Origin of the sequence: Micromonospora sp. GCM10011541, from assembly GCF_042650725.1 — a bacterium.
GTDB lineage: Bacteria > Actinomycetota > Actinomycetes > Mycobacteriales > Micromonosporaceae > Micromonospora > Micromonospora sicca.
In genome coordinates this window covers 1-9,969 of record NZ_JBHSBP010000060.1, presented here as the reverse complement: position 1 = coordinate 9,969, position 9,969 = coordinate 1, and the positions used below count along the sequence as shown (strand labels likewise).

Sequence of the window (9,969 nt, the reverse complement as noted above, 5' to 3'; positions counted from 1 at the left end):
AGAGGGCATTTTCACGTTCACGACCCGCCACCACCGCCAGCCTTCGTGAAGGCGCGAGGCTAGGCCCGATGGCCGGCTTGCAGGTCCTTGACGGAAGAGAACATCAGCGGGGGAGGATCCGGTTCGCCGATATCCCACACGGGTTCGAGCAGGAACCCCGTGTGATTTCCCCAGACAGCCCGGTCGAGGACCTTGCCGACGAACCGGCGTGGGCAGTCGTCGATGACTGGCACGCCGGACGGGTCTGGTCGCCAGGTGCACCGGTCGAACTTGTCCACCTCGTCGCCAGTCTGAGTGCCGAACAGCTCGGCTAGATCGCGCTGGTCTTCGGACAGGCTATGGACGGCAAGGAACTCAGCGTGAATGGCGACCCGGTAGGTGTGGTTGTTCTGGGACAGCCATACCACGAACCGGTCGGGATCGATGCTGCACTGCGAGGCGAAGCCCACTAGGCAGCCCGCACGCTCACGGGATTCCGGGTGGATGGTGGTGACGATGAACATCGGGCTGTCCAGCCCAGCTAGGAACAGATCCAGGCTGCCTTGCTCGCCCATGAGTGCCTCCTCTGCAGATCGTGCCGCCATCGTAAGTACGACATACACGAGCGTTGGGTTACCCAAATCGCGGCAAGTGTTCAGCGCAAGAACGCCCATGGTCGGCTCGATGTCTGCCTGACTGGCGTCACACGCTGCCACCACTGCTATCTGCAGACCGCTGGGTGCCGGCAATAGCTGAAAATCGCCCCAGAGGCATATGTTGCGTGTATGGGACCAGGGGAGGGACCAGCTCTGCCGGGTCGCCGGGCGGCTGCCGGCAAGCCTTGGGTCCGGTCGCCCCGCCACTGGCCATGGATCGTGCTCTCGCTCGTAGCCGTGCTGTGTACCGGGATCGTGGCCGTTCCGGTGTCGTGGGCCGTTCTCCGGCAAGCCGAAGCAGAGCGAGGCGAGGCGACGCCGGGCGCGGCAGTGAACGTATACGTGCTCAAAATGAGCAGCGGGGAGGAGTTGGGGCTGACGCGGGGTCTGGCCGCCGGGCATCATGATGAGCTGCTGCGGCAGTGGCGCCGGTACCGCGGCGAGATGGAGCGCGCCAACGTGCCGTCGAAGCTTGAGACGGTCGGACCGATCGACGTCGAGGACCAGGGCGACGACCGTGCGAAGGTGACCGCGCAGGTCCGCCCGATCTGGTGGAACGGGCCGACCAGCCTCAGCGGCGCAGCCCACGCTTGGCGGTTCGAGACGCGGCGAGACGCCGGCGGCTGGCGGGTGTGGGCAGTTGATTTGCCGACCTGGTGCGGTGTGCACGTCCGGGCAGACGCCTGCCGCTGAGGGACTACCGGGCAGCGGCCGGGCATAGCTAATGGGTCTGCGGGCGGTTGGCCTCCTGCCGGACTGCCTCCGTGAGATCCCGCCAGGTGCCGGCCGAGGTCTTCACCATCCGGTCGGCCATCGACCGGGCGGATGCTTCGTCCTGGAAGTCGTAGGACACCTCCTGACCTCCGTCTCCACCGAGGCGGCCACGGACCCGCCAGAGCTGACCGTCGGAGACCAGCCAGATATCCCGCCGGGCCATGCGACCCCACGCCCCGTTCCAGTAGCGACCACGTACCTCCACCCCCAGCAACCCTAGTCGAACACACGTTCGGTCGGCCGGCTGTCGGCTTTGTCCGGCTTCATTTGATCCGTCACAGATTAGCGCCACATGATGCGTGACGACTCCGGCTAGAACGAAGCTTGGCCAGATTGCCGGTCTTCGGGGGTTCGGCAGGCCTGGATACGTAGTCATTTCGCCGCGGCGGTTGGCTGCCAACTGATCCGTTCATAGCAGACCAGGGCGATCAAGATGATGGCGACTTAGAGCGAGGGCGGCGAGGGCGGGAAGGTGTCGGGCGACGGGCAGCAGCGCGAGGATGGTGCCGGCCGCGAGGATCGGGGCGGGTGGGGTGTGCCGGACGGTGAGTCGAAGGAACAGGGCCCGACCAATGAGGTAGAGGGCCGGGCCGCCGAACAGAGCTGCGGTCGAAGTCCAGTCCAGCGGGGTCCCAGCGGGCTGCTGGAGTGGGTGGTGGGCCATGTGGGCGAGGACCACCTCGATGCCGATTGCCAGGTAGATGATCCCGGCGATGAGCAAGAAGTGAGCCAAGCTGTAGGCGATGCTGCCGGTCCGAGTCCGGTCCGAAACGGGCATCCCCGCCATGGCTTGTCCGGCAGGTGCGGCGGCGTTTTCGAAGTACAGCCACAACAGGGCCAGCGCCGTGGTCAGGGCGAGCAGCGCAGCGATCACGACCGGCCAACGAGTGACCGCCGATCCGGCGCCGACGCCCACCGAGATCAGCGACTCGCCCAGAGCAATGATTACTATCAGGCCGTGCCGCTCGGCGAAATGGCTGGAGCTGCGCAACGGAGCGCGTCCCGCAGACACCGCGATGAATAGGCCGCCGACGCAGTCGATGAGGAACGCCGCGCGGCCCACAACAGCGTCTGCGTGGCGCCGCCGAGGGCCAGAGTCATGGGCGCGGCCAGTGACTGGGTGCCGTGCCGCCACGCCTCGGGGAGGACCAGGGCCGCTCGGACCTCGCCCGGATGGCTCGCTTGGTCCGGAAATACGCCGACCTGCCCTGGATACTGCTGACCGCGCTTCGAAACCACTGAGATCGCGACCATCGATGACCGAATGGCGAAAGTCGTACGACTGAACGACCGCGATCCCATACTGGCAGTGCCCTGAAACCAAGATCCGGAATATGCGCGGAATGATCAAGCGTGGCGCGGGCAAGGATCGGGCATGTGCCCAGGCGGCAGGCGGGTCTGCGCGGCAAGCGCTACTCCCTTCCTAAACCGTGTGTCGCAGGTTCGAATCCTGCCGGGGGCACCAGGCCAGACCTTTGATCAACGATCAGGGACCGGGTACTTCCGCGCGAGCACCCTGGTCGGCCAGGGGGTCGATCGGCCGGCCTCGCGGCATCCGCCACCGTGTTGCTGGCCGGCTGTACTGCGGTCACCGGCACCGCTGGATCTCCGTTCGACGGCGATCTCGGCAATACGAAGAGCTGCCCGCACCGCACCGCCTACTGCCCGGCCGAGGGTGCTGGCGTGAGTTGGCCAGGACGCCCCTCGCTGTCGCCGTCCGGAAAGTTCCGCCTCGACGTGTCCAAGGCCGCTCCTGACACCGCCGGCGGGGACTGGCAGTACCAGGTGGTGGAGATCGCGACCGGCGCCGTCGTCCTGCCGCCTCCTCGGCCCGCCATGATCGGTGGCATCGGTGTGCTTGCGGCCTGGGACCAGAACACGCCCGACACGGTATGGGTCACCGAGCCGAAGCTGACCCGTTGGCGTGTCGACCCCGAGGGCGCCGGAAGGTGGCTCAGCGAGCACCCCTCGTCCGGCGAGGAGCTACCGGCGGTGGTCGCTGCCTCGCTCGCCAGCCTGCTGGATGGCTCGTAGGCGGAACCCGCGGTTCCCCCTCGATCAACGATCATTCCTCTCGTCCGGGGACTTCCGCGCCCACTGTGGCGGTCCAGGCCCGTCCGGGTGAGGGGCCACGGCGAGGCGTCACCGTCGGGCCGTCCGGCCGCCAGGCCGGAATCGCCGATCCGGATACGGGCCACCGCGGCGGCACCGATAATCCTCGAGGGTGCGGGGCCCGGGAGGCCGTACGCCAGGCGGTCGGCGCGCAACCGGCGCCGGCGTCGCCCGCGACCGGGTGTGACGGGCGGCGGGAGGCCGGGCATGACGACCGGAGGCAGCACCGAGCTGGTGCGCCGGCCGAGCGGGTCGACCCGGGCGACCCTGCTGGAGCTGCTCCTCGACGTCGTCTTCGTGGCCGCTCTGGCGCTGACCTCGATGCTGATCGCCGAGCGGGACTCGTGGGCCGGCGTCGCGCCGGTCGTGCGCATGCTGATGGCGGTCTGGTGGACCTGGTCGGTCACCTCGACCACCACCGACTTCTACGACCCGGATCAGCGTCCGATCCGGGCCATCCTGATGGTGACCATGTTCGGTGCCGTGGTGATGGCGGCGGCGCTGGCCTCCGACGCGCACGCGCTGATCTTCGCCGCCGGATACGTGACCCCGCACGTGTGGCGGGGTCTGGTGCTGGTGAGCGTGTTGCACCAGCACCGGCATCAGGCCGAAAAGCGTGCGGCACGCTTCCTCTTCTGGTTCCTGGTCTCCGGCGTCTTCTGGATCGTCGGGGCGCTGCTGCCGGACGCGCCGCGATGGACGCTCTGGACCGTCGCGGTGGCGATCGACTACGTCTCGGCTGCGGCGCGCTACCCCACACCCTGGCTCGGCCGGGTACCGGTCGAACAGTACGAGAAGACGACCGAGCACCTGGGCGAGCGGTACCAGCAGTTCGTCATCCTGGCGCTCGGCGACATCATCCTGGTACCGACCCTGAAGATCAGCACCGCGGACTTCACCCGCGCCCGGCTGGCCGCCTTCCTGGCGGCCTTCGTCACCATGCTGCTGCTCTGGCAGATCTACGTCCTGGGGGCCGGTTCCATTCTGCGGATGTCGTGGTCCGCACAGACGCGCCGGCGGCTGGCACGGCTGGCACCGTACACCCACCTGGTGATGCTGGCCGGCGTCGTCTGCACCGCCGCCGGTTTCGACCTGGTCCTCGACCGGCCCACCGGCGACACGCCGGCGCGCTGGACCGCGCTGATTCTCGGCGGGCCTGCGCTGTTCCTGCTCGGGCGCACCCTGTTCACCTACCGGATTGCCGGCATAGTTCCGTGGCACCGGGTGCTCTGGGTGCTGGTGCTGGCGGCCGCGGCACCGTGGGTGGGCGGCTGGCCCCCGGTGCTGGTCACCACCCTCGTCGTGCTCGTGTTGGCCGGGGTGGTGGTCGGGGACGCCATGGGCGGGCGGTTGACCCGGCCCATGCTGCGGGGACGCCCCGGCTGACCGCACCGGCCGACGGGTGGCCGTTACCCTCCGTCGAGGAGCGCGGAGCGTGACGAACGGGCCGCGCGGGCCCCGGAACGTCGCCGTCGGTACCCTGCTAGTCCTGGCCTGCCCGCGACGACATGGTGGTACTTGATGAACGATCTTCGAGTGGTGGCGTTCGACCTGGACGACACCCTGGCTGTTTCCAAGTCCCAGATCGATCGTCGCATGGCGGAACTGCTCGGCCACCTGCTGACCGAGGTCGACGTGCTCATCATCTCCGGCGGGCGGTTCGAGCAGTTCGAGTCGCAGGTGCTCGCGCACCTCGACCTCACCGAGGAGCAGCGGCTCCGGCTGCACCTGATGCCCACCTGCGGCACCCGCTACTACCGCTGGCAGGACTCGGCGTGGCGGCTGGTCTACGCGGAGGACCTGAACCCCGAGGTCAAGGCCCGGGTCATCGAGGTGCTGACCGAGTCCGCCAAGGCGCTGGGCCTCTGGGAGACGAGGACCTGGGGTGACGTCATCGAGGACCGGGGCAGCCAGATCACCTTCTCCGCGCTGGGCCAGTCCGCACCCCCGGCGGAGAAGTACGGCTGGGACCCGGACGGCGGCAAGAAGAAGCGGCTCCGGGACGCCGTCGCCGAGGAGCTTCCCGACCTGGAGGTACGCGGCGGCGGCTCGACGTCGATCGACGTCACCCGCAAGGGCGTGGACAAGGCGTACGGCATGCGGAAGCTGCTGGAGTGCCTGGATCTGAAGATCGACAACGTGCTCTTCGTCGGCGACCGGCTGGACGTGGGCGGCAACGACTACCCGGTCAAGGCGATGGGCATCCGGTGCTTCGCCGTCACCTGCTGGGAGGAGACCGCCGACTACGTGGGGGCCCTGGTCGACGAGCTGGTCAAGCAGCGCGTGGAACGCGCGTAGCCGCTGAACGCGCAGCGCCGCCCCGGATCAGGGATCCGGGGCGGCGGTGTTTGCGGCGTCAGAGTGCGGCGCGGATCGCTTCGGCGAGCGTCGTCGGCGTACGGCCGAGCAGCTTCGCCAGGTCGTCCCCGACCTCCAGGTCGCCCTGGGCGAGCCCCCGGTCGCCGTCGGCGAGCAAGGCCGCGTACCCCTCGGGCACGCCGGCCGCGACCAGCAGCTCGGTGTACTTGTCCACCGGCAGGTCGAGGTACGAGACCGTGGTACCGGTCTGCCGGGAGATCTCGGCGGCCAGGGCGGTCATCGTGAAGGGGGTGCCGCCCAGCTCGTACACCCGGTTGGTGTGGCCCTCGGTGGTGAGCACCACGGCGGCGGCCTCGGCGTAGTCGGCGCGGGTGGCGGCGCTGACCCGGCCGTCGTCCGCCGCGCCCGCGACGCCGTGCTGGAGGTACGTCGGGAGCTGGGGGGTGTAGTTCTCCAGGTACCAGCTGTTGCGCAGGAACACGTACGGCAGGCCGGCGTCCTTGATCAGCTGCTCGGTCGCCTTGTGCTCGGCGGCGAGCACCAGGCTGGAGGTGTCGGCCTTGGCGATGCTGGTGTAGACCACCTGCTTGACGCCGGCCTGCTTGGCGGCGGTGACCACGTTGCCGTGCTGCACGACGCGGCGGCCGACCTCGCTGCCGGAGACGAACATCAGCTGGTCGGCGCCCGCGAAGGCGGCCTGGAGCGACTCGGCGTCGTCGTAGTCGGCCAACTGGGTGACCACCCCGCGCCCGCCCAGGTCGGCCAGTCGGTCGGTGTCGCGGCCGACGGCCACGATCTGGTCGGCCGGTACGCCCCGGCTGAGCAGCGACTCGATGATCAGCCGGCCGAGCTGGCCGGTGGCGCCGGTGACGACGATGGACATGGGTACTCCCTGCGGTTGCGATGAGAACTTCTTCCCACCGGAACGGGAAACACCGCAGGCATACTTCCCGTTGGAGAGTAGGCACCTCAAAGTTCGGTACGCACCGAAAGAGAGTAATGGCGTGAACCCGGATCTCTTCAACCGGAACTGCGGCAGCCGGAAGGTCATCGACCGGATCGGCGACCGCTGGAGTGTCCTCGTCGTCCTCGCTCTCGCCGACGGCGACAAGCGCTACGGCGAACTGGCCGAGCGGGTCGACGGGATCAGCCAGAAGATGCTCACCCAGACCCTGCGCGGCCTGGAGCGCGACGGCCTGGTCACCCGCACGGTGCATGCCACCGTCCCGCCCCGGGTGGACTACGCGCTGACCGACCTGGGCCGCAGCGTGCTCGACCTGGTGGCCGGCCTGGAGGACTGGGCCACCACCCACCTGGCCGAGGTGGAGGCCGCCCGGGCCCGCTACGACGCCCGCTGAAGTTCCGGAACCGGCGCGGTCTGGCGCGGCCGGGGTCGACGGGGTAGAAACAGGCCTCGGCGGCGTCCCTCACCGCCCTCGGACTCCCGGCACTGCCGGCCGCGGCCGCCCCCACCGGCAGCGACCACGACGCGGAGCCCGACTTCGGCCCGAACGTCTTCGTGTACGACCCGTCGACCCCGACCACGGAGATCCAGTCCACCCTGGACCGGCTCTTCGCCGCGCAGGAGCACAACGAGATGGGCGCCGACCGGTACGCCGTGCTCTTCAAGCCCGGCCGGTACGAGGTCAACGCCAAGCTGGGCTACTACACCACCGTGGCCGGCCTCGGCGCTCACCCCGACGACGTCGAGATCCACGGCGCGGTACGGGTCGTCGGCCAGCCCGACCCCAACTCACCGGCCGGCATCTCCGCCCTGACCAACTTCTGGCGTTCGGCCGAGAACCTCGCCGTCACGCCACCGACTGGTCGAACCAGTGGGCGGTCTCCCAGGCCTCCCCGATGCGCCGCGTCCACATCAAGGGCATCCTCTGGCTGGAGCTCGGCAACGGCGGCTACTCCAGCGGCGGCTACATCGCCGACTCCAAGGTGGACGGCATCACCATCAACGGCTCCCAGCAGCAGTGGCTGACCCGGGACAGCGAACTCGGCGGCGACTGGACCAACGGGATCTGGAACCAGGTCTTCTCCGGGGTGCTCGGCGCGCCCGCGCAGGGCTTCCCGAACCCGCCGTACACCACGCTGCCGACCAGCCCGGTCACCCGGGAGAAGCCGTACCTCTTCGTCGACGCCGCCGGCGGCTGGCGGGTGGCCGTACCCGGGCTGCGGCACGACACCGCCGGCACCACCTGGGGCGCGGGTGCCCCGTCGGTGCCCTCGCTGCCGCTGTGCGACTTCTACATCGCCAAGCCCACCGATTCCGCCCAGCGGATCAACCAGGAACTGGCCCGCGGGCGGCACCTGCTGCTCACGCCGGGCGTTTACCACCTGGACCGGGCGCTGCGGGTCAAGCGACCGGACACCGTCGTGCTCGGCCTCGGCATGCCCAGCCTCGCCCGACCACCGGCGACGCCGCCCTGCGGATCGAGGACGTGGACGGCGTACGGATCGCCGGTGTGCTGGTCGACGCCGGGCCGGAGGAGTCGGAGGTGCTGGTCGAGGTCGGCAGGCGGCACAGCCACCGCAGCCACGCGACCAACCCGATCTCGCTGCAGGACGTGTTCTTCCGGATCGGCGGCCCCCGCGTCGGCCGGGCGGCGACCAGCCTGGTGATCAACAGCCGGCAGGCCATCGTCGACAACATCTGGGCCTGGCGTGGCGACCACGGCAAGGCCGGCACCATCGGCTGGACCACCAACACCGCCGACACCGGCGTGGTGGTCAACGGCGACGACGTGACCGCCTACGGGCTCTTCGTCGAGCACTACCAGCGCTACCAGACGATCTGGAACGGCGAGCGCGGGCGCACCGTGTTCTACCAGAGCGAACTGCCCTACGACCCGCCGAGCCAGGCCGCGTGGAGCAGCCCGACGGGCCGGGGCTGGGCGTCGTACAAGGTGGCCGACCAGGTGCGCCAGCACGAGGCGTGGGGGCTCGGCGTCTACTCCTACTTCAACCAGGAGGTCGACATCCGCTGCGACCGGGCGATCGAGGCCCCACGCCGGGCGGGCGTGCGCTTCCACGACGCGGTCACCGTCTTCCTCGACGGCGACGGCGGCATCGAGCGCACGATCAACGAGGCGGGCACCCCGGTCGTCGGCTCGTACGGCACCAGCCCGGTGGTCAGCTACCCGTGATCCGGGGGCGGGCGCGGCGTGACGGCGATGTAACGAGATTTCGCCGGAATGCGCTGCGCCCGCTACACCCTGCGAGGAAGTGTCGCAGGTCATAGGCTCCGGTGTATATCGAGGACCGGCACATCGCGGCCACCCTGGAGGGGTGACGGACGCGATCGAGGGGGCGCGTCCGACGCCGGCCGTCGTCGACGCCTCGACCACCCACGGGACATCCGTGTCCCCTGGCACCGGAGGATTCTTTGCGTCGTTCCGCACTACTCGCATCCCTGACCACCGCGGCGGTCGCCGCGGTCATGGCCGGCGCCACGCCGGCCTCTGCCATCAACACCTACAACGCCGAGCCCGCGCCGGAGCGCACCGAGGTCGGCGCACTCGTGGTCCAGTACGACCGCGACGGCAACCCCGCCACTCCCGACGTCGTCCGGTGGAGCTGCTCGGGGACCATGATCTCGGCAAACGTCTTCCTCACCGCCGCTCACTGCACCGCCAACCGGCCCGCCGGCGCCAAGTTCTACGTCTCGCTCGACCAGGACGTACAGGCGGCCATTGACGCCTCGAACGCCCAGGGCGGGACGCCGGAGCAGATCGCGGCACGGGTGGGCGTCCAGGGCGTGGCCCACTGGGACGCGGCATACCCGGGCGACTCAGCGGACGCGCACGACATCGCCGTGATCGAGTTCAACACCGCGCAGGCCGCCGACCTCGCCGACCGCTGGGACTTCACCCCGGCCACCCTGCCCGCCGCCGGCCAGTTCGACGCGATGGGCCCGCGGGCGCTCGACGCGGCCACCTGGCAGGTCATGGGGTACGGCACGGAAGAGGCCCTGAACGGCCCCGGCGGCCAGACTCACCCCGGTGGCGGCGTGCGGATGAAGGCCGAGGTCGGCTTCGACGCGCTCAACAAGACCTGGCCTGCGTTCCGCAGCTTCGCTTCGATATAGTCCGCGAATCTGGGGTGTGAGCTGGACAAACAC

Annotated in this window: 12 protein-coding genes; 8 read left to right on the top strand and 4 right to left on the bottom strand. The window is 69.5% G+C overall.

Annotated features, from left to right (window positions below):
- Positions 1 to 59 precede the first annotated feature (59 nt).
- Positions 60 to 554, bottom strand: a complete 495-nt coding sequence (locus ACFOYX_RS26290) for a flavin reductase family protein (protein ID WP_322444045.1) — start codon at positions 552 to 554, stop codon at positions 60 to 62.
- A gap of 336 nt (positions 555 to 890) precedes the next feature.
- Here ACFOYX_RS26290 and ACFOYX_RS26285 point away from each other — a divergent pair, with 336 nt between their 5' ends.
- The gene (locus tag ACFOYX_RS26285; RefSeq protein WP_322444046.1) at positions 891 to 1,328 is read left to right on the top strand and encodes a hypothetical protein; all 438 of its coding nucleotides are present in this window, start codon (positions 891 to 893) and stop codon (positions 1,326 to 1,328) included.
- Positions 1,329 to 1,356: 28 nt separating this feature from the next.
- On the opposite strand, the gene ACFOYX_RS26280 is transcribed toward ACFOYX_RS26285, so the two are convergent.
- A complete protein-coding gene (locus tag ACFOYX_RS26280) occupies positions 1,357 to 1,614 on the bottom strand; it encodes a hypothetical protein (RefSeq protein WP_322444047.1) in 258 nt (85 codons plus the stop codon).
- 204 nt (positions 1,615 to 1,818) lie between these two features.
- On the bottom strand, positions 1,819 to 2,472 hold the full coding sequence (locus ACFOYX_RS26275; protein ID WP_322444048.1) for a low temperature requirement protein A: 654 nt from the start codon (positions 2,470 to 2,472) through the stop codon (positions 1,819 to 1,821).
- Between the two features lie 500 nt (positions 2,473 to 2,972).
- On the opposite strand from ACFOYX_RS26275, the gene ACFOYX_RS26270 reads away from it, so the two are divergent.
- From ACFOYX_RS26270 to ACFOYX_RS26260, 3 genes are all read left to right on the top strand, one after another.
- The gene (locus tag ACFOYX_RS26270; RefSeq protein WP_322444049.1) at positions 2,973 to 3,443 is read left to right on the top strand and encodes a hypothetical protein; all 471 of its coding nucleotides are present in this window, start codon (positions 2,973 to 2,975) and stop codon (positions 3,441 to 3,443) included.
- A 285-nt stretch (positions 3,444 to 3,728) separates the two neighbouring features.
- A complete protein-coding gene (locus tag ACFOYX_RS26265) occupies positions 3,729 to 4,907 on the top strand; it encodes a low temperature requirement protein A (RefSeq protein ID WP_322444050.1) in 1,179 nt (392 codons plus the stop codon).
- A gap of 135 nt (positions 4,908 to 5,042) precedes the next feature.
- Entirely contained in the window at positions 5,043 to 5,819 is a 777-nt protein-coding gene (locus ACFOYX_RS26260; protein ID WP_322444052.1) for an HAD-IIB family hydrolase, read from the top strand.
- 58 nt (positions 5,820 to 5,877) lie between these two features.
- On the opposite strand, the gene ACFOYX_RS26255 is transcribed toward ACFOYX_RS26260, so the two are convergent.
- Complete coding sequence (locus ACFOYX_RS26255; protein ID WP_322444053.1) at positions 5,878 to 6,723, bottom strand: SDR family oxidoreductase; 846 nt, start codon at positions 6,721 to 6,723, stop codon at positions 5,878 to 5,880.
- A gap of 121 nt (positions 6,724 to 6,844) precedes the next feature.
- Here ACFOYX_RS26255 and ACFOYX_RS26250 point away from each other — a divergent pair, with 121 nt between their 5' ends.
- The 4 genes from ACFOYX_RS26250 to ACFOYX_RS26235 all read left to right on the top strand — a co-directional run bounded on the left by ACFOYX_RS26250 (position 6,845) and on the right by ACFOYX_RS26235 (position 9,936).
- Positions 6,845 to 7,198, top strand: a complete 354-nt coding sequence (locus ACFOYX_RS26250) for a helix-turn-helix domain-containing protein (protein WP_322444054.1) — start codon at positions 6,845 to 6,847, stop codon at positions 7,196 to 7,198.
- 502 nt (positions 7,199 to 7,700) lie between these two features.
- Positions 7,701 to 8,471 carry a hypothetical protein gene (locus tag ACFOYX_RS26245; RefSeq protein WP_322444055.1) on the top strand — a complete coding sequence of 257 codons (771 nt, stop codon included), beginning with the start codon at positions 7,701 to 7,703 and terminating at the stop codon, positions 8,469 to 8,471.
- Entirely contained in the window at positions 8,417 to 8,995 is a 579-nt protein-coding gene (locus ACFOYX_RS26240; protein WP_322444056.1) for a hypothetical protein, read from the top strand. Before ACFOYX_RS26245 ends, ACFOYX_RS26240 begins: the two co-directional genes overlap by 55 nt.
- A gap of 239 nt (positions 8,996 to 9,234) precedes the next feature.
- Positions 9,235 to 9,936, top strand: a complete 702-nt coding sequence (locus ACFOYX_RS26235) for a trypsin-like serine protease (RefSeq protein ID WP_322444057.1) — start codon at positions 9,235 to 9,237, stop codon at positions 9,934 to 9,936.
- Positions 9,937 to 9,969 lie beyond the last annotated feature (33 nt).

Bases quoted from the DNA above. Each gene is read 5' to 3' on its own strand.
- ACFOYX_RS26290 (WP_322444045.1), bottom strand. From the start codon at position 554: ATGGGCGAGCAAGGCAGCCTGGATCTGTTCCTAGCTGGGCTGGACAGC.
- ACFOYX_RS26265 (WP_322444050.1), top strand. From the start codon at position 3,729: ATGACGACCGGAGGCAGCACCGAGCTGGTGCGCCGGCCGAGCGGGTCG.
- ACFOYX_RS26260 (WP_322444052.1), top strand. From the start codon at position 5,043: ATGAACGATCTTCGAGTGGTGGCGTTCGACCTGGACGACACCCTGGCT.
- ACFOYX_RS26255 (WP_322444053.1), bottom strand. From the start codon at position 6,723: ATGTCCATCGTCGTCACCGGCGCCACCGGCCAGCTCGGCCGGCTGATC.
- ACFOYX_RS26245 (WP_322444055.1), top strand. From the start codon at position 7,701: ATGCGCCGCGTCCACATCAAGGGCATCCTCTGGCTGGAGCTCGGCAAC.